This window comes from Rhodococcus sp. 320_ES, assembly GCF_059691855.1.
This window is the reverse complement of the sequence record NZ_JCAWAG010000002.1, coordinates 548,900-567,384: the sequence shown is the minus strand read 5'-3', so window position 1 is coordinate 567,384 and position 18,485 is coordinate 548,900. Positions and strand designations below refer to the sequence as shown.

At 67.2% G+C, this 18,485-nt stretch carries 21 protein-coding genes; 12 read left to right on the top strand and 9 right to left on the bottom strand.

Annotation, left to right across the window (positions count from 1 at the left end; translation table 11 throughout):
* The gene (locus AC59JP_RS09380; RefSeq protein ID WP_497325486.1) at window positions 1-1,155 is read left to right on the top strand and encodes an acetyl-CoA C-acetyltransferase; all 1,155 of its coding nucleotides are present in this window, start codon (window positions 1-3) and stop codon (window positions 1,153-1,155) included.
* Here the strand turns inward: AC59JP_RS09380 and AC59JP_RS09375 are convergent.
* Genes AC59JP_RS09375 through AC59JP_RS09360 form a run of 4 tightly spaced genes read right to left on the bottom strand, consistent with a single transcriptional unit; the run spans window position 1,139 to window position 4,612 of the window.
* Window positions 1,139-2,224, bottom strand: coding sequence for an NAD(P)H-dependent flavin oxidoreductase (locus AC59JP_RS09375; RefSeq protein WP_497325485.1), 1,086 nt, complete (start codon window positions 2,222-2,224; stop codon window positions 1,139-1,141). The two genes, AC59JP_RS09380 and AC59JP_RS09375, sit on opposite strands and share 17 nt — an antisense overlap.
* The gene (locus tag AC59JP_RS09370) at window positions 2,221-2,976 is read right to left on the bottom strand and encodes a CoA-transferase subunit beta (RefSeq protein WP_497325484.1); all 756 of its coding nucleotides are present in this window, start codon (window positions 2,974-2,976) and stop codon (window positions 2,221-2,223) included. The genes AC59JP_RS09375 and AC59JP_RS09370 overlap by 4 nt, the downstream gene beginning before the upstream one ends.
* Complete coding sequence (locus AC59JP_RS09365; protein ID WP_497325483.1) at window positions 2,973-3,815, bottom strand: CoA transferase subunit A; 843 nt, start codon at window positions 3,813-3,815, stop codon at window positions 2,973-2,975. The genes AC59JP_RS09370 and AC59JP_RS09365 overlap by 4 nt, the downstream gene beginning before the upstream one ends.
* 35 nt (window positions 3,816-3,850) lie before the next feature.
* Window positions 3,851-4,612 carry an enoyl-CoA hydratase family protein gene (locus AC59JP_RS09360; RefSeq protein ID WP_497325482.1) on the bottom strand — a complete coding sequence of 254 codons (762 nt, stop codon included), beginning with the start codon at window positions 4,610-4,612 and terminating at the stop codon, window positions 3,851-3,853.
* A 109-nt stretch (window positions 4,613-4,721) separates the two neighbouring features.
* Here AC59JP_RS09360 and AC59JP_RS09355 point away from each other — a divergent pair, with 109 nt between their 5' ends.
* From AC59JP_RS09355 to AC59JP_RS09315, 9 genes are all read left to right on the top strand, one after another.
* Window positions 4,722-5,477, top strand: a complete 756-nt coding sequence (locus AC59JP_RS09355; RefSeq protein WP_497325481.1) for an SDR family oxidoreductase — start codon at window positions 4,722-4,724, stop codon at window positions 5,475-5,477.
* Window positions 5,478-5,488: 11 nt separating this feature from the next.
* On the top strand, window positions 5,489-6,397 hold the full coding sequence (locus tag AC59JP_RS09350) for an SDR family oxidoreductase (RefSeq protein ID WP_497325480.1): 909 nt from the start codon (window positions 5,489-5,491) through the stop codon (window positions 6,395-6,397).
* A gap of 82 nt (window positions 6,398-6,479) precedes the next feature.
* Window positions 6,480-7,718, top strand: a complete 1,239-nt coding sequence (locus AC59JP_RS09345; RefSeq protein WP_497325479.1) for a cytochrome P450 — start codon at window positions 6,480-6,482, stop codon at window positions 7,716-7,718.
* Between the two features lie 4 nt (window positions 7,719-7,722).
* Entirely contained in the window at window positions 7,723-8,778 is a 1,056-nt protein-coding gene (locus tag AC59JP_RS09340; RefSeq protein ID WP_497325478.1) for an LLM class F420-dependent oxidoreductase, read from the top strand.
* Window positions 8,775-9,662, top strand: coding sequence for a 3-oxoacyl-ACP reductase (locus AC59JP_RS09335; RefSeq protein WP_497325477.1), 888 nt, complete (start codon window positions 8,775-8,777; stop codon window positions 9,660-9,662). Before AC59JP_RS09340 ends, AC59JP_RS09335 begins: the two co-directional genes overlap by 4 nt.
* Before the next feature lie 78 nt (window positions 9,663-9,740).
* Entirely contained in the window at window positions 9,741-10,421 is a 681-nt protein-coding gene (locus AC59JP_RS09330) for a response regulator transcription factor (RefSeq protein WP_497325476.1), read from the top strand.
* A complete protein-coding gene (locus AC59JP_RS09325) occupies window positions 10,418-11,797 on the top strand; it encodes a sensor histidine kinase (protein ID WP_497325475.1) in 1,380 nt (459 codons plus the stop codon). Before AC59JP_RS09330 ends, AC59JP_RS09325 begins: the two co-directional genes overlap by 4 nt.
* A gap of 62 nt (window positions 11,798-11,859) precedes the next feature.
* Window positions 11,860-12,558 (top strand): phosphatase PAP2 family protein, encoded by a 699-nt coding sequence (locus AC59JP_RS09320; RefSeq protein ID WP_497325474.1) that lies wholly within the window; start codon window positions 11,860-11,862, stop codon window positions 12,556-12,558.
* A complete protein-coding gene (locus AC59JP_RS09315; RefSeq protein WP_497325473.1) occupies window positions 12,555-13,274 on the top strand; it encodes a VIT1/CCC1 transporter family protein in 720 nt (239 codons plus the stop codon). The genes AC59JP_RS09320 and AC59JP_RS09315 overlap by 4 nt, the downstream gene beginning before the upstream one ends.
* Window positions 13,275-13,283: 9 nt before the next feature.
* On the opposite strand, the gene AC59JP_RS09310 is transcribed toward AC59JP_RS09315, so the two are convergent.
* From AC59JP_RS09310 to AC59JP_RS09290, 5 genes are all read right to left on the bottom strand, one after another.
* Complete coding sequence (locus AC59JP_RS09310) at window positions 13,284-13,502, bottom strand: ferredoxin (protein ID WP_497325472.1); 219 nt, start codon at window positions 13,500-13,502, stop codon at window positions 13,284-13,286.
* Entirely contained in the window at window positions 13,499-14,713 is a 1,215-nt protein-coding gene (locus AC59JP_RS09305; protein WP_497325471.1) for an NADH-ubiquinone oxidoreductase-F iron-sulfur binding region domain-containing protein, read from the bottom strand. The genes AC59JP_RS09310 and AC59JP_RS09305 overlap by 4 nt, the downstream gene beginning before the upstream one ends.
* Entirely contained in the window at window positions 14,710-15,138 is a 429-nt protein-coding gene (locus tag AC59JP_RS09300) for a ferric reductase-like transmembrane domain-containing protein (RefSeq protein WP_497325470.1), read from the bottom strand. Before AC59JP_RS09300 ends, AC59JP_RS09305 begins: the two co-directional genes overlap by 4 nt.
* Window positions 15,139-15,325: 187 nt before the next feature.
* A complete protein-coding gene (locus tag AC59JP_RS09295; RefSeq protein WP_497325469.1) occupies window positions 15,326-16,258 on the bottom strand; it encodes an FAD:protein FMN transferase in 933 nt (310 codons plus the stop codon).
* Complete coding sequence (locus tag AC59JP_RS09290) at window positions 16,255-16,509, bottom strand: hypothetical protein (RefSeq protein ID WP_497325468.1); 255 nt, start codon at window positions 16,507-16,509, stop codon at window positions 16,255-16,257. Before AC59JP_RS09290 ends, AC59JP_RS09295 begins: the two co-directional genes overlap by 4 nt.
* A gap of 416 nt (window positions 16,510-16,925) precedes the next feature.
* Between AC59JP_RS09290 and zapE the strand changes: the two genes are divergently transcribed.
* Both zapE and AC59JP_RS09280 read left to right on the top strand, forming a co-directional pair.
* On the top strand, window positions 16,926-17,906 hold the full coding sequence (zapE, locus tag AC59JP_RS09285; protein ID WP_497325467.1) for a cell division protein ZapE: 981 nt from the start codon (window positions 16,926-16,928) through the stop codon (window positions 17,904-17,906).
* A 66-nt stretch (window positions 17,907-17,972) separates the two neighbouring features.
* Window positions 17,973-18,476, top strand: a complete 504-nt coding sequence (locus tag AC59JP_RS09280) for a hypothetical protein (protein ID WP_497325466.1) — start codon at window positions 17,973-17,975, stop codon at window positions 18,474-18,476.
* Window positions 18,477-18,485: the final 9 nt, after the last annotated feature.

Sequence of the window (18,485 nt, the reverse complement as noted above, 5' to 3'; positions counted from 1 at the left end):
ATGGCAGCATCTGAAGCATTCGTCGTCGACGCAGTCCGCACCGCGGTCGGCAAACGAGGGGGCGGACTGTCGGGGGTGCACCCCCTCGATCTGGGAGCCGCCGCGATCACCGCCGTCGTCGAGCGCACGGGCATCGACCCGGCCGACGTCGACGACGTGATCCTCGGATGCGTCGACGCGATCGGCCCGCAGGCCGGCAACGTGGGCCGTACCGCCTGGCTCAGTGCGGGCTACCCGGAGCACGTACCCGGCGTCACCGTCGACCGGCAGTGCGGCTCGTCGCAACAGGCGGTGCACTTCGGCGCCCAAGCCATCATGAGCGGCACCGCTGATCTGATCGTCGCGGGCGGGCTGCAGAACATGTCGATGATTCCCATCTCCTCGGCCATGACGGCTGCCGAGCCGTTCGGCTTCACCACGCCCTTCGACCGATCCGTCGGATGGCACCGCCGGTACCCGGACGAGGAGATCGACCAGTTCCGCAGCGCGGACCTGATCGCGGAACGCTGGGACATCACTCGCGAGGAGATGGAGGAGTTCGCGATCGCCAGCCACGAGCGCGCGTTCCACGCCATCGAGTCGGGTCGATTCGCGAAGGAAATCGTTGCGGTGGAGGGGTTCTCGGTGGACGAGGGCCCGCGCCGCAGCTCCAGGGAGAAGCTCGCGTCGCTGAAAACGTTGCGCGAGAACGGTCGTGTGACCGCGGCGCTGGCGAGCCAGATCTCCGACGGGGCCAGTGCCACGCTCCTCGCGTCGGCGGCGGCCGTGGAACGGTTCGGGCTCGTTCCCCGCGCCCGAATCCACTACCTCGGTGCGCGCGGCGGCGACCCGGTCGAGATGCTGACGGCACCGATCCCGGCGACACGGCACGCACTGGCGAGCGCCGGGATGACGATCGACGACATCGACCTCGTCGAGATCAACGAGGCCTTCGCATCCGTTGTGCTGGCGTGGATGAAGGACTTGGACGTCGACCACTCGAAGGTCAACGTCAACGGCGGCGCCATCGCGCTGGGACATCCGCTCGGCGCCACCGGAACCAAGCTCTTCGCCACGCTCCTGTCCGAACTCGAGCGGACCGGCGGACGCTACGGCCTACAGACGATGTGCGAAGGCGGCGGAACCGCCAACGTCACCATCATCGAGCGGTTGTGACCGGCCCACTGCGCACGTAGGACCTGCTGCGCTCCATCGCGTCGATCGCGTCGGCGACGATGGAGCGGATCAGCTCCTCGCAGGTCGGTAGATCGTCCAGGATGCCGGCGACCTGACCGGACGCGAGAACGCCCGCTCGGGTGTCGCCCTCGACCAGGCCTGCACGCAGCAGCATCGGCGTGTTCGCCGCCATCAGTGTCTGGGTACGGGTGCGGTCGCCGGACCTCGACATGGTCAGCCCGTCGCCGATCATCGTTCGCCACGTCATTCCGGTCATGGCCCGGAACTTCACCGCATTTCGCCCGGCTGCGATCAAACCCCTTATGGCGGAGGACGATTCGAGTGCCTCGACGAGGGGTGTGCGGAGAACGCGATGCGGCATGCCGTCGACCTTGGTCGACACCACCGTTCCGTTCAGGTCGGCACCGAGGTACATCGCCTTCACGCTGTCCGGCACGGACGATTCGCGCGTCATCAGGAACCGCGTACCCATCGCGACACCCGCTGCGCCGTAGGACAGCGCGGCCGCGAGTCCGCGTCCGTCGAAGAAGCCGCCGGCTGCGATCACCGGGATGTCGACGGCATCGAGGACGGACGGAAGAAGCAGAGTGGTCGCGACGGGTCCGGTGTGTCCGCCGCCCTCACCGCCCTGCACGATGACCGCGTCGGCACCCCACGCGGCCACCTTGCGTGCGTGCTTGGCGGCCCCGATCGACGGAACCACCAGGACGCCAGCTTCTTTCAGTGTGGCGATCAGTTCCGGCTTCGGCGCGAGAGCGAAGGACGCCACGGCGACCTTCTCGCGGATCAACAATTCCACGCGCTCCGCGGCGTCGGAGGCGTCCGCGCGGATGTTGACACCGAACGGCTTCGTGGTCGCCGCCTTGGTGCGAGCCACGGCGTCGACGAGTTCCTCGTACGTCATGGTGGCGGAGGCCAGGATCCCCAGCCCGCCGGCGTTGGACGTGGCGGCGACCAGAGACGGCCCCGCCACCCAACCCATCCCGGTCTGGACGACCGGGTGCTCGATTCCCGCCAGTTCGGTCAGCGGTGTCACCAATCGGGTCACGCCGGTACCTCCTTGTTGCGCAGTCCACGTGGATCCAGCCACGCGAGAACGGTGAGTTCGTCGTCGGTGGGTTCGCGAGTGGTGGGGGCGTCGGCGAGGCCGTGGACGGTGAACGTGGTCCGCTCCTCGACCTCCTCCGCGGTGACGCCCGGGTGCAGCGAGAGGGCCGACATCGCGTGATCGGGGCCGTCGAAGGCGAACACTCCGAGATCGGTGACCACGCGGTGGACGTCGTGGAAGCGAGCCGCGGGGTTGCCCTGCACGCGGTCGTACCCGACGCCCGACACCATGTCGACGGCGTCGACGAACACCCGTCGCGCGTGGCGCGCGACCCAGTAACTCGTGCGGTGGTTGATCGTGTTGCCGGGCGCTCCGCGGACTCCGAACATCTGCCGAGTGGGGTGATCGTGAGGCCCGAGGCACGAGATGTTCTGGTTGCCGAATCGGTCGATCTGGTTGGCGCCCATGATGACATGGCGTTTGCCCGACGCCACCACGTCGAAGACGGTGCGGTACGGCAACCACCCCTCGATCACGGGCGCAGTGTCGGGCTTTCCGCCCAGTGCCAGGGTGTCGGCGAGCAGGAACGCTTCGCCGTCGGACAGCAGCAGATCGGGTTCGCTGGTGAGGCGGGCCAGACGCGCGCCGATGGAGGGCATGGTTCCCATCGGACTGGCGACCGTCTCCCCGGCCCCGGCGAAGAGGTCGGCGCAGGCCGCCGCGCAGACGTCTGCGCGGGTCGCGGCGGTCACTGCTGCGCTCCGGCCGTGACGGACCTGTCGCCGGCCAGGAACGAGTCGTAGAAGCTCGACCAGGTATCGGGACTTCCGGCAGCGGCGACATAGTCCCGTTGCCACTGCTCGTCGCGCCCGTAGTCGGGAACGCAGGACGTGAACCCGGCGCCGCCCGGTGCCTCGATGACTCCGTCGACCATCGACCGGTTGAGCAGCATCGCCTGCGGCGCAGCGATATCGGCGAAGTCGGCGGTGTCGACGACGGACTCGCACGAGACGAAGCGTTGGCCCGCCGCGAGGCAGAACAGGTCGTCGAAGTACGGGTCCGGTCCGAGATACGCTGCGTTGCCGTGCTTGTCGGCACGATTGAGATGTACCAGTGCGGCGTCGAGGGTCAGTGCGGGCATCGCGATCAAGTCCTCGTGGTCGGTGGTGCCCTCCACCGGGTACGGCGACGTGACGGTGCGCAGTTCGGGGTAGTACGTCACGACGTCCGACCCGATCCCGGCACGCATCGGCAGGAACGGCAGCCGGGACGCTGCTGCGCGCAGCCCCGTCTGGAGCATGCCCTCGTCCATCTCACGGACCTCGACGGAGCCCGATGTTCTCGCCTGTGTGAACCACGGGTCGTACGCGATGGAGTCGAGGGAGACGAATCCGTAGTAGACGCGCGTGACTTTCCCTGCCGCGCAGAGCAATCCGACATCGGGGCCGCCGTAGCTGACAATCGTCAGATCCGTCAGGTCGGAACGCAGAATCGCCCGCACGAGATCCATCGGCTTGCGCCGCGAGCCCCAACCGCCGATTCCGATGGTCATGCCGTCACGAAGGCGGCTCACCATGTCCTCGCCGGTCATACGCTTGTCGATACGTGGCTTCGGTACCGGTGTCGTCATTTCTTCCCGTCCGCGAAATTGTTCTCGATGGAGAGTCGGCGGGCCTCGTCGGCCACGCCGGACAGATTGAGTTCGAAGGTGAAACCCTGCTCGAAGCGGTAGCTCCGGTGCACGTTCTGTTCGTCGATGCCGTTGATCGCTTCCTTGGCGCACCGGATCACCTCGGTGTTCTTGGCGGCGATGTCGCGGGCGACGGACAGCGCCGCCTCGTCGAGGTCGGCGCGCGGAACCACGTCGTACACCGATCCGAACCGGTGCAGCGTCGCGGCGTCGATTCGCCGCGCGGTGTAGTAGAGGGTGCGGAGCATGTGTTGCGGCACGAGTCGTGACAGGTGGGTTGCGGCTCCGAGCGCACCTCGGTCGACCTCCGGAAGTCCGAAGGTGGCGTCGTCGGCGGCCACGATGACGTCGGCGTTGCCCACCAGTCCGATACCGCCGCCGAGACAGAATCCCTGCACGGCGGCGACGACGGGCACCTCGCAGTCGTAGATGGCGGAAAAGGCTGCGGCGCAGCCACGATTCGCGCCGATCAGGTGCTGGTGGCCCTCGAAGCGTTCGATCTCCTTGATGTCCACACCGGCGCAGAACCCGCGATGTTCGGCGCGAAGGATCACCACGCGGACACCGCGGTCGCGGCCGGCGGCCGTCACCGCATCGGCCAGGTCGAACCACCCCTGCACGGGAATCGCGTTGACGGGTGGGTAGTCGAGAGTCACGACGGTGACACCCGGTTCGTCTGAAGTCACGGTGATCGGCATGGGCCCCTCGCGTACGGCTCGGCTCGTGTGTAGATTCAGCGAGCATCGGACAAAGCAAGCAATTGCTTGGTACGGTAACACGACGGAATTCGGTAGGGAGGTCGATGGTGTGACGGATCGACGGGTCGTTCTCGTCACCGGCGGAACCCGCGGCATCGGAGCCGGCATCGCTCGGTGCTTCGAGACCTCCGGCGACATCGTCGTCGTGTGCTCTCGCCGCCCGGCCGAGGTGTCGGCGGGCGAGCACATCGCGGCGGACGTCCGGGACCCCGAGCACGTGGACAAGCTGATCGCCTCCATTGTCGAACGCCACGGGCGTCTCGACGTGGTGATCAACAACGCGGGCGGTGGGCCGTACGCTCTCGCCGCCGACGCCGGACCGGCGCTCCACCGCAAGATCATCGACCTCAATCTGCTGGCACCTCTCACCGTCGCCGTTGCGGCGAACGCGGTCATGCAGACCCAGCCGGGCGGCGGCGCGATCGTCATGATCTCGAGTGTCAGCGGACGACGGCCCTCACCCGGCACCGCCGCCTACGGCGCTGCGAAGGCGGGAATCGACTCGCTGACAACGTCTTTGGCCGTCGAGTGGGCACCGGCCGTCCGGATCAACTCGATCAGCGTGGGTATGGTCCGAACCGAAAGCAGCGCACAGCATTACGGCGACGACGACAGTGTCGCCGCGATCGCCGCAACCGTCCCTCTCGGACGGCTGGCCGATCCGGAGGACGTCGGGAACGCAGCCGTGTTCCTGGTGTCGCCGGCCGCCGGGTACATCAGTGGATCGTCTCTGCTGCTGCACGGCGGCGGCGAACAGCCGGCGTTCCTCGCGGCCGGTCCGGCACACGACAACTCGAGAACCTGACAGGGGAGTGCATGAGCAAGATCTGTGACGGCCGCGTGGTCGTCGTGACCGGCGCGGGCCGGGGCCTCGGCCGCGCCCACGCGCTGGCCTTCGCGGCCGAGGGAGCCTCGGTCGTGGTGAACGACGTCGGTGTGGCGTTGGACGGCTCGTCGTCGGGCGACACCCCTGCGCAGCGTGTCGTCGACGAGATCGAGGCCGCGGGCGGCGCCGCCGTGGCGAACTACGACGACATCGCCGACTGGGCGGGAGCCGAGCGTCTGATCGAGACCGCGACGTCGACGTTCGGACGGCTCGACGTCCTGGTCAACAACGCAGGCTTCCTCCGCGACCGCATGATCGCCGCCGTCTCGGAGGAGGAGTGGGACGCCGTGGTGCGCGTGCACCTCAAGGGTCACGCTGCCACCACCACCCATGCGGCGCGGTACTGGCGAGCCGAGTCGAAGGCAGGCCGGCCCGTCGATGCGCGCATCGTCAACACCAGCAGCGGCGCCGGGCTGCTCGGCAGTGTCGGGCAGGGCAACTACAGCGCCGCCAAAGCAGGGATCCTCGGGTTGACGCTCGTCGCGGCCGCGGAGCTGAAGGCCTACGGTGTCACGGTCAACGCGATCGCGCCCGCAGCCCGCACACGCATGACCGAAGCAACCTTCGCCGAGACCATGGCACGACCGGACGACGGATTCGATTCCATGGCACCGGAGAACGTGTCTCCACTGGTCGTCTGGCTGGGCACTGCCCGATCGGCCGACGTCACCGGACGCGTGTTCGAGGTGGAAGGTGGGTCGGTCACCGTCTTCACCGGGTGGCAACGAGGCGCGAACGCCGACTGCGGTCGGCGTTGGGAGCCGTCGGAACTCGGCACCGTCGTCGCCGATCTGCTGCATGACTCACCGGATCCGTTGCCCGTCTACGGGGCTCGCTGACGCCCTTCTGCTCAGCCCGATCGTGTGGTTGGATCGGAAATAACTGGAACACGTTATCGAAATGATCGAGGGAGACCAGACCATGGCAGCACCATCATCGTCACCGTCGTTGCCGGACGGGTACGACTTCACCGACCCGGACATCTACTCGAAAGGTCTCCCCGAGGCCGAGTTGGCGGAGCTTCGCGCCAAGGCGCCGATCTGGTGGAACGCACAGAAGCCCGGAGTCGGCGGGTTCGACGACCCCGGCTACTGGGTGGTGAGCAAGCACAAGGACATCAAGGAGATGTCCCTGCGCGACGACGTGTTCTCGAGTTGGGAGAACACGGCGATCCCGCGGTTCAACGACGACATGGACCGTCAGAACATCGAAGTCCAGCGCTTCGTCATGCTCAATCAGGACGCCCCGCAGCACACCAAGACCCGCAAACTGGTGTCCAAGGGCTTCACTCCCCGCTCCATCAACGCGTTGCAAGCGGAACTCGCTCGCCGCGCACAGATGATCGTCGCCGAGGCCAAGGAGAAGGGCGAAGGCGAGTTCGTCCGGGAGGTGGCGTCCGAGCTACCGCTTCAAGCCATCGCCGATCTGATCGGAGTCCCGCAGGAGGATCGCTCGAAGCTGTTCCAGTGGTCGAACGACATGACGTCCTACGACGATCCGAACTCCGAGGCCGACCCTCTGGTGGCGTCGACCGAACTGCTCGGGTACGCCTACGCGATGGCGGACGAGCGCCGCAAGTGCCCGGCCGACGACATCGTCTCGCTCCTGGTCAACGCTGAGGTGGACGGCGAAGCGCTCCTTCCCGAGGAGTTCGGATTCTTCGTCATCGTGCTGGCGGTCGCCGGCAACGAGACCACCCGCAACGCCATCACGCACGGCATGAACGCGTTCTTCGAGAATCCCGATCAGTGGGAGCTGTACAAGAAGGAGCGTCCGGAATCCGCGGCGGACGAGATCGTGCGGTGGGCCACCCCGATCACCACGTTCCAGCGAACCTTGCTGCGCGACTACGAGCTGGGCGGTGTCCAGATGAAGAAGGGGCAGCGAGCAGCGATGTTCTACCGCTCCGGCAACTTCGACGAGGAGGTTTTCGAGAACCCGTTCACCTTCGACATCATGCGCTCGCCCAATCCCCATCTCGGGTTCGGTGGCCACGGTGCGCACTACTGCATCGGCGCCAACCTCGCACGGATGGAGATCAACCTCATCTTCAACGCGATCGCCGATCACATGCCGAACATCACCCGTGTCGCGGAGCCGGTCCGTCTACGGTCGGGGTGGCTGAACGCAGCCACCGAGTTGCGCGTCAAGTACGAGTGAGCACGTGAAACTCGGTCTCCAGCTGGGATATTGGCACGCGCACCCGCCGTCGGACCATCACGAACTGGTGGTCCGCGCGGAGGCGGCCGGTTTCGACATGATCACCACCGCGGAGTCGTGGGGATCCGATGCGCTGACTCCGCTCGCGTGGCTGGGATCGTCCACGTCTCGCGTGCGGCTGGGCACGTCCGTCGTCCAGCTGTCCGCACGCACCCCCACCGCATGTGCGATGGCCGCGCTTACCCTCGATCATCTCTCGGGCGGGCGACACGTCCTGGGCCTGGGTGTGTCCGGTCCGCAGGTGGTCGAAGGGTGGTACGGGGCGCCGTTCGCCCAACCGCTGGCGCGCACAAGGGAATACGTCGACATCGTGCGCTCGGTTCTGGAGCGCACGGAACCGGTGACGTCTGCCGGGTCTCACTATCCCTTGCCGTACCGGGGCGCCGACGCGTCGGGCCGGGGCAAACCCCTGAAGTCGATCACGCATCCCCTGCGCTCCGACCTCCCGATCTGGCTCGGAGCGGAGGGGCCGCGCAACGTCGCGCAGACCGCCGAGATCGCAGACGGGTGGCTCAGCATCTTCTACACCCCGCGCCTGGCGTCGGTGTACAGCGAGTGGTTGGACGAGGGCTTCGCCCGCCCCGGCGCCCGGCGCACCCGTGAGACGTTCGAGGTCGCGGCCACCGCCACGATCGTCCTGACCGACGATCGCTCCTCGGTGCTCGCGTCGATGAAGCCGACCACCGCTCTGTACGTCGGCGGCATGGGTGCGGAAGACATGAACTTCCACGCCAGGGTCTACCAGCGCATGGGATACGCCGACGTCGTCGACGAGGTGACGACGTTGTTCCGCTCCGGCCGCAAAGACGATGCCGCGCGGGCGATTCCGGACGAGATGGTCGCCGACACCACCCTGGTCGGCACGGTGGACGAGGTGCGCGAGCAGGTCCGCGAATGGGAGCGAGCCGGCGTCACGATGCTTCTCGTGACCTGCCGATCACCCGAGGAGATCGACAACATCGCCGACTGTGTGTTCGGCGCCAATCGAGGAGAGCAGTGACCGAGAGCAGAAGAGTCGCCATCGTCACCGGGGCGGCAGCAGGGTTGGGGCGCGCGGAGGCCATCGGTCTCGCGGCCGACGGCGCCACCGTCGTGATCAACGACATCGCTGCCGCGCTGGACAAGTCCGACGTGATCGACGAGATCGAGAAGCGATGCGGCACAGCGGTTCCCGTCGCCGGCGACATCGGCGAGCGCAGCACCGCGGATGCACTTCTCGAGGAGGCCACCGGCAAGCAGGGCGGTCTCGACGCCGTGGTGAACAACGCAGGGATCGTGCGTGATCGCATGTTGTTCAACATGTCCGACGAGGAGTGGGACCAGGTGATCCGCGTGCACCTGCGTGGCCACTTCCTGCTGACCCGCAACGCGGGCGCGTGGTGGCGTCAGCACGCGAAGGACACGGGACAACCCGCGAACGGTCGCATCGTCAACACGTCGTCGGAGGCCGGCCTGGTCGGGCCGGAAGGCCAGCCCAACTACGGGGCCGCCAAGGCGGGCATCACGGCGCTCACCCTCTCGGCGTCCCGCGCCTACGCGCGTTTCGGCGTGACGGCCAACGCGATCTGCCCGCGCGCACGTACGGACATGACCGCGGGAGTCTTCGGGGAGGCGCCGGACGGTGAGTCGGACCCGCTGTCACCGGATCACGTCGTGTCGTTGGTGCGCTATCTCGCCTCGCCCGAATCGGCCGACGTGTCCGGTCAGGTCTTCGTCGTCTACGGACCTCGCGTGACGTTGATGGCGGCACCGAGTGTCGAGAAGCAGTTCGACGCCGACGGCGACGCGTTCGATCCCGCGGAACTCTCCGGCGTGCTGACGAAGTACTTCGCCGAGCGCGACTCTGCGGCAACGTTTTCGGCGGGACCGGCCCTCGGGTTCTGACCGAGAGCCGCTCCGGTCCGACTCCACGGCCTGCCGTTCTGCTGTACTGGGACAAGTCCGATCGAACGGAGTTGTCCCATGCGGGTGCTGGTGGTGGAGGACGAGGTACGGCTCGCCGAGACGATCCGGCGCGGTCTGGTCGCCGAGGGCTTCGTCGTGGAGATGGTGCACAACGGCACCGACGGGTTCGACACCGCGCTCGTGAGCCGGTTCGATGCGATCGTCCTCGACATCATGTTGCCCGGCAAGCACGGATACGACATCGTTCGTGATCTGCGCGCCGCCGGAGTGTGGACACCGATCATCATGCTGTCGGCGAAGGACGGTGAGTACGACCTCGCGGACGCATTCGATCTAGGCGCGGACGACTACCTGGTGAAGCCGTTCTCCTTCGTGGTGCTCGTGGCCAGATTGCGAGCGCTCGTTCGGCGGGGCGCACCCGAGCGGCCGAGTGTCCTCGTCGTCGGAGACCTCGAGTTGGACCCGGCACGCCACCGCGTCACGCGCGCCGGAACCGAGCTCTCCCTCACGCCGCGTGAGTACAGCGTGCTCGAGTATCTGATGCGGCACGCCGGCACCGTGGTGACCAAGACCGACATCGTGCAGTCCGTGTGGGACACCAACTACGACGGTGACGAGAACATCGTCGAAGTCTACGTGGGGTACCTGCGCCGAAAAGTGGACCAGCCCTTCGGAGTTCGCTCGATCCAGACGGTGCGCGGCATCGGATACACGCTCGCCACGGGACCGCAGACGTGAACCGCGGAACCCTGCGCGTGCTCGCCCACCCGGGGCGCTGGACGGTACGGGTGCGCTCGGCGGTGGCGTCCACCGTCGTGGTGGCGTTCTGTCTCCTCGCTGCCGGGGGAGCGTTGCTGATCGTCCTGTACGACTCGCTGGAGACCTCCGCGCGCGCAGCCGCCGACGCGCGAATGGGTCAGATCGTCGAGCAACTGGAAACGACGTCGTCGTCGGACATCGACGATTCGCTCCTGAGCACGGACGGTCAGGTGGGTGTCGTACAGATCCTCGACCCGTCGGGCGCGGTGGTGGACCAGTCGGGGGGTGACGCGCTCGAACCGCTGACGCGGCAAGCGGTTCCGACGGGAGACACCGTCTACCTCGGGCGCATCAAGATTGCCGAGAGCGACGACTTCTGGGTGAGCGCTCGCGGCGTGTCCACGTCCGCCGGGCCCGTCACGGTCGTCGTCGGCGCGGACCGGGAGCCGGTCGAGACCGTCGTCCAGATCGTGGCGGTGCTCATCGCAGTGGGTGGTCCGGTCGTCGTCGGGCTCGTCGCCTGGGCCACCTACCGCCTCGTCGGGGCAGCCCTGGGCCCGGTCGAGCGGATTCGGGAGCAGGTCGCGTCCGTGTCGACCAGTCAACTGGCCGAACGAGTTCCGGTACCGGAGACCAGGGACGAGATTGCACGACTGGCCATGACGATGAACGACATGCTCGCACGCCTCGAAGCAGGTCACGCCGCGCAGCAGCGGTTCGTCGGGGACGCCTCTCACGAACTGCGCAGCCCCTTGTCCACCATCACGACGGCGCTGGAATTGGCGTCGACGCGGCCCGACCTGCTCGACCGAGAACTCGTCGACGAATCGTTGCTCCCCGAAGCGCGGCGCATGAATCATCTGATCGACGACCTGTTGCTGCTCGCGCGCGCCGACGAGCGGACGGCGACCCACCCGTCCGTCGATGTCGACGTCGACGACCTCCTCTACGACGAGGCCGCCCGCATTCGCGCAGCGACGACCCTGACGGTGACGACATCGATCGCGCCCGTGCGTGTCACGGGGGATCCGTCCGCGCTCGGACGGGTGGTTCGCAATCTCGTCGACAACGCGATGAGGCACGCCGAGAGCGCCGTCGAGCTGTCGTGCTCGTCCACCGAGACCCACGCACAGATCGTCGTCGAGGACGACGGACCCGGTGTGCCCGAGGCCGATCGCCTCCGCGTGTTCGGACGGTTCGTCCGACTGGATTCCCCGCGCACGCGCGAGTCCGGCGGATCCGGGCTCGGCCTCGCCATCGTCGCGGAAATCGTCGCCGCTCACGACGGTTCGATCGAGATCGGCAGCGCTCATGGGGGAGTGGGGGCGCGGGTGACGGTGACGATCCCGGTGTGAGGCCGGCCTTCGCGGCAGAGCTGTTCAGCGTTTCTTCAGGACCCCTCGGACACAGTGATGTCGTGATCGATACCCATGCGCAACCCCGCACCTACCTCGGCAACACCCGATTCTCTCTCATGGCCGCGGCCGCCTTTGCTCTGGCGCTGGCCGTGCTGGTGATCTCGGTGCACGCTGGAGGCTGGCTGACGCTCGCGGACGGCCCCGTCACGGGGTGGCTCACCGGCCACCGAAACTCTCTGTCGACCGACATCGCCCTGGCCGTGACCGATGCCGGGGGCCCACCGGAAACGGCGGCGCTCGGCGTGCTCGTCGCGGCGGCATTGTGGTGGAGGACGAGGCGAATCGAAATGCCACTCGTCCTGCTCTTCACGGTCGGAGCGTCGGCCGTCGCGTGCACCGCGCTGAAACTGCTCGTCGACCGCGCTCGTCCGCCGGTGTCGTTGCACCTGGTTGCCGAGACGGACGCGTCCTTCCCGTCGGGGCACGTGACCGGAACGGCGACCCTCGTCTTCATGATGATCGTCGTGCTCGGTGCGCATTGGTCCCCACTGCGACGGCCCCTTTGGTCCGTGCTCGGGTCGCTCGTGGTGGTACTCGTCGCGACGAGCCGGATCTACCTGGGCGTCCACTGGCTGACCGACACGGTGGCAGGGGCCTTGTTGGCGGCGGTCGCCGTGTCACTCGGGTCGGTTGCCGCGAGTGTGGTGCAGACTCGGTTCCAGGGCGACCACCACGACAGGGAGAGGCACGCACTGTGACCGAGCCGGATTCTGCTGTGCACGAAGCCGAGCCGCACCGGGGCGACATCGGTCGGCTCAACTGGCTCAGGGCGGGAGTGTTGGGGGCGAACGACGGCATCGTCTCGACGGCGGGACTCGTCGTCGGCGTTGCGGCCGCGGTCACCGAGCGCGGCCCCATTCTGACGGCGGGGATCGCGGGACTTGCCGCGGGCGCGGTGTCGATGGCACTCGGTGAGTACGTGTCGGTCAGTACCCAGCGGGACTCCGAACGGGCCCTCCTGGCGAAGGAAGAGCGCGAGCTCCGCGAGGAACCCGAGCAGGAGCTCGAGGAGCTCGCGAAGATGTACGAGGCGAAAGGCCTCACGCCTCAGACCGCTCGAACAGTGGCGCAGGAGTTGACCGACCACGACCCGTTCGCCGCGCACGTCGACGTCGAATTGGGGATCGACCCGGACGAGCTGACCAACCCCTGGCACGCGGCCGGGTCGTCCGCCCTCGCCTTCACGGTCGGGGCGCTGCTGCCCCTGATCGCCATACTGCTTCCGCCAGAACATCTTCGGATTCCGGTCACGTTCGTGGTCGTTCTGATCGCGCTGGCGTTGACCGGATCCATCAGCGCTCGCCTGGGCCGATCACCGTCTCGGCCGGCGGTCGTTCGAGTTGTCGCGGGTGGCGCGCTCGCCATGGTCGTCACGTACGCGGTGGGGCAGCTGGCCGGGGTTGCGGGCGTCTGACCGCCGCGGTCATCCCAGGACCCGCAGCGCCATGCGCGGGCAGAGTCGTACCGCGTCTCGCGCTCGACCCTGAACTCTGCTGTCCAGCAGCGGTTCTCGCTCTCCTGTGGTGCTGAGCGGGTAACCCCATTCGTCGCGAACGAAGAGGTCGGGCAGCAGCTCGGTGCACACCCCTCGCCCATCGCACCTGGTCCAGTCGATGTGAAGCCGGGTTGTCGATGTCGTCACGATTTGTGCTTTCTTTCGCAGTATCCGGCGCCGTGCAGTCGAATGTCGTGGTCGAAGGTCGTCAGGGCGGACCGCACGAGGCGAGCGGTGCCGTCGGGGTGGTGGCAGGCACCCCGTCCGTCGACTGCGTTCGCATAGTGACGAACGCGTGCCAGCGCATCGGAACCGGCTCGCCCGCTAGCGATCTCGTCGAACGCGTCGGCCAGTCGGGGAAGGCCGTTGATGCAGGGTCCGCACTGGCCCGCACTGTCGTCGGCCAGGAACCGGACGATGCGGGCGGTGACGTCCAGACCGCATTCCGACGTCCTGAGTGCGTGCACGATCCCCGCGCCGGGAGTTGCGCCGAGCGCCCGAAGCGACCGCCGGGACATGGTGCTTCGCAGCGCGTCTGCGGACTCGATCCACGTGCCGCGAAACCCGCCGACGAGGACCGCGCGCAGCCGGTCCGGTTGCACGCCTCCGAGCGTGATCAGTACCTCGCCCATGGGCGATCCGACGGGGACCTCCACGACGCCGGGTCGAGGGAGCGCACCCGACAGGGTGACGAGCATCGTTCCCGGTTCGTCGGCCGTTCCTACCGACCGAAACCAGTGCGGGCCGTACCGCGCGATGGTCGCGACGTGCGCAAGTGTTTCCACGTTGTGCACCACTGTGGGTCGGCCGCGAACCCCCGACACCGACAAGCTGACGATTCGATCTCGGGGCCGGGCCGGCTTGCCCTCGATCGCGGAGACGACGGCGGTCTTCTCACCGGAGACGAAGCCGCCACGCGACTCGATCACGGTCACGTCGGTCGAATCCCACCCCGCGCTACGACGCGACCCGACGAGGCGACGCATACGCTCGGCCACGCTCGCCGGGACCACCAGATAGGCGTCGTTCGATCCGATCGCTCGGGCAGCGGACGCCAGACCGTCGAGTATCAGATGAGGCGAATCACGAAGCAGTTCGGCGTCTTTGCTGCTCAGTGGTTCACCCTCGGACCCGTTGGCCACGACGACGGGACGACGGTCCGCTGCCGCCGCGAGCTTCGTTCCGGCCGGGAAGCCGGCACCACCTCGGCCCAGCAGGCCGGATGCGGTGACGTCGGCGATCAGTTCGTGGCCGGTCGGTGGCAGCGTCCCGTAGACCGCACGGTGCCGAGCGAGGTCGTCGCCGGCGCCGGAGAGGATGCGGCGGTGACAGTCGATCGCGTGCGTGGGTGCTGTCATCGCGCGATATCCGTTCTGGTTCGGTGATGTTCGAGAAAGTCGTCGCGCAGGCGGAAGGTGACGGCAGCGGCGACCGAGACGAGGCAGAGTGCGACGACGGCAAGAAACCAGGCGTGTCCGACGTCCGTGCCGTTTCCGAGTGAGTGGGCCAGTGCGACCGGCCAGAGCGCGTACGCGGCCCAGTGCACCGTCCGAAACACCTGGACGCCCACGCGGTGTCGGGCGATGCCGGTCACGGTGATCGCGATCAGGAGGTCGAGCGCGACCGTTCCGAGGCCGAGCCAGAAGCGACGGTAGCTGCCGACGAAGGGCAGTACGGAGTCGATCAACCGCAGCTGCGCGTAGGGGTCGAAGAACAGCGAAAGAACATGCAGCGCAACGAAGGCGCTCCCGAGTAGGGCGGTGTTCTTGTGCAGCTCGACCACTCCGAATCGCGGCAGCGTCGCAAGTGGTCGCCCGATCGCGTGAGTACGCCGGTGGCCACAGCCACGGTGAGCAGTACGAGTGCGGCAACACCCGCCCCTCGGCCGAGAGCCCAGAGGGCTTGATCCATGACGGCTTGATCCATGACGGCTTGATCCATGACGGCTTGATTCATGACGGCTTGGTCCATCACGCCACCGCCGCGTCGACGGGCCACGCCCGCGTGTGCGTGATCTCGCCGGTGGGTCCGACGAGCCGCACCGGGAGTGCCGTCGAGCTCAGCCACGACACAGCGCCGCGTCCCTTCACGATGCATGCCGTGCTGACCGTGTTGGCCTCCAAGGCAGTGTCCGCGACCACAGTGGCTGTGCGCCAGTATGATTCGACGGGCCACCCGCTCGACGGATCGAAGATGTGGTGCATGTTCCGTCCGGATTTCACCCATCGTCGGTGGAGTGTGCTCGAGGTGGCGATACCGGCGCCGGATCCCACGCAGATGGTGGTCGACGGTTCGCCGGTCGCGTCGCAGACGCGCACGTGCCATCCGCCTCCGGGCGCCGGTCCACGCGTCGCGATGTCGCCGCCCAGGGATACGAGCACACCGCATCCGAGGCTCGACGAGACGAGGTCGGCGCACCGGTCCGCCGCAACGGCTTTCGCCGTGGCGCCGAGGTCGAGGACGACTCCGGCGGGGACAGTCAGCACTCGATCGTGGAGGGACACCATCGTCCAGTCGGCGGGTCGGACCACCGACACAGTGTGCGTCCGCCGTTCGGTCGCCGGGGCAGTGGTCGACAGCGCAGCGGTCGCCAGCGCGGTAAAATCTCGGTCGTATCCTCGTGCGATCACCGCGGATCCGACGGTCGGGTCCACCGCTCCGCCGGTCACCTCCGCCGCGGACAGGGCGCAGCGCACGAGATGTGCGAGAACGTCGCTCACGACGGTCGGGGTGTCGCCCGCCACTGTGGAGAGTTCGGAGTCGTCCCGAAACCGGCTGCACGCCAACTCGATCGACCGCAATTCGGCTCTGATCAGTTCTTCGGCTGCGTCGAGGGCGCCGGCGTCGGTCACGATCACGTGCGCGGTGGTGCTCCAGATGTCCCACCACTTTTCGGAAGTCATGACCCGTGAGTCGTCGCGTGCGGGGTCGCCGACCGGGTCGACAACCGTGGGGTGGTCGTCGCGGTCGTGGACGGGGCCGATGGAGAGACGGTGTCGGTCGACTGCTCGGTCGTCGTCGTAGTCGCCGAGGCGGTGTCGTCGGTGTCGACGTATGCGAGTGCGGACGCACCCACCACCGTCACTGCACCGAGCGCGGCAACGGCCGCCGTCGCCATTCGTGTTCGTCGGAAGCCGTCTTCGGGTGTGTTCATGTGGCATTCGTTTCTGTCCTGGTGCCCGAACCCATCGGGACGCTGGTCATCCAGGGTGGGAGGCGCACCCGGGAGCCCGCTGTGAACAAGCCGCGAGAAGCGTGCGTTCTCTCCGAGCCAGAGGTGAGCGAGTCGGCCATGACACGAAGTGTTCTCGCGCGGCGCTGAGGATTCGCTGAAGGCGGCATCGCCTGGCGGCTGCGCCACCCGTGCGCGAATTCATGCCCTGGAGGGGCGGAATTCGCGCACAGGGGTGGGGAGCGCACCTCCGTAGACGCGGTGTGAGGTAAAGCTCGACCCCGACGACCGGCGGCGATCCTAAGATTCACCCAATGCGATGGTCGCGTCGATCGGTTCGTGCATCACCTTCGACGGTGTCGGCTGAGCTCGTTCGGAACGCTGCAACCAGTAACAACATGACGCTCGATTTCGCTCAGCTCGCAGCGGCGGAAGCGCTCGAACACTCCGGTTCGACGGGCGTGTACCTCTGGGGGCCGGTCGGGCGCGGCAAGAGCTGGCTCATGGACACCTATTTCGACCTCCTCCCGACCTCGCGGAAAACCCGAGTGCATTTCCACACCTTCTTCGCCGAGCTTCACAGCGAACTCCATCGACGAGGCCATCGCCTCGACGATGCACTGGACCATCTTCTCGACGGACTCGACGTGGTGTGCTTCGACGAATTTCAGGTGGACGACCCGGCCGACGGCATCTTCGTGCGTCGCCTGCTGGGCGCACTGTTCGGCAGGTCCATCAAGCTTGTCGTGACCTCGAACCAGGCGCCCGACGCGTTGATGCCGAACCCTCTGTTCCACGCCATGTTCGAACCCACGATCGCACTGATCAGGGACTCCATGACCGTCGTCGCCGTGGACGGCCCGGTGGACTATCGGACCATGGCCGCCCCGCACGGCGCGACTGGTTTCACTGCCGGACGGTGGATCTTCCGGTCCGACGACGCTCACCTCCGGTCGAACGGTCTACGACGTCCCGACCCGGCAGACGCGACCGTCCTCGATGTGCGCGGCCGCACCATCCGGGCGCTGCGCGTGCGCGACGAACAGGTGTGGTTCCACTTCGACGACCTGTGCGCGCGGCCGACGGCACCGTCCGACTACGAGACGCTCGCCCGCAGATTTCCCTGGTGGGTCGTCAGCGGAACACCCAACCCTGCCCGACTGGATCAGGCACCCGCCCGCCGACTGGTCAACCTCGTCGACATTCTGTACGACCGCGACATACGGACCGACCTGGTCGCGGATATCTCACGTCGTGCTTTCACCGACCGGTCCGCAACACGTCCGGAGCTTGCCCGGACGGTCAGCAGGTTGTATCGACTCGGTGCGGACAACCCGGCGCAGTCGCAACATGCGCTCAAGGCGCGGTCGGCCGATTAGAGTCGCCATTACGGGCCAATTCGGCATTTGGCCGGTCCCGTCGCCGGACGATCGGAAAGAGTGCACGTGACTGTGTTCGGACTGCGCTGGTCCCACTTCGACGCCGAGCCACTGGCATACGGCTCCGTCATCATGATGACCGTGCTCGCAGTCGGTCTCGACGATCCGCACCACGATTTCGGTGATGCGACCGGATTGGTGCTCGGACCGATGATCGCGACGGCGCTGGCACACCTGTTCGCGGCGTCTCTCGCGCACGTCAACCGCACTCGAGCCCTGCCGTCACGCCATCACTCGGGTCACATGATCCGGCATTCGCTGCATTTCGTGTTTCTGGCAGTCCCGCCGCTGGTGGCGTTGCTCGTCGCACGGCTGACGGGGTGGTGGTCGGTAGAAAGCGTGTTGGACAATGCCATCGACTACGCATTCGCGGTTCTGCTCGTACTCGGCGGAGTCAGCGGGTGGAACGCTGCCCGACAGCGGCCGTGGTGGGGAATGCTTGCCGGCATTGTTGCGGCGGCCGTCATCGGATTCGTCGTCATCATCGTCAAATTGACGGTCGAGCACTGAAGTCCGAGA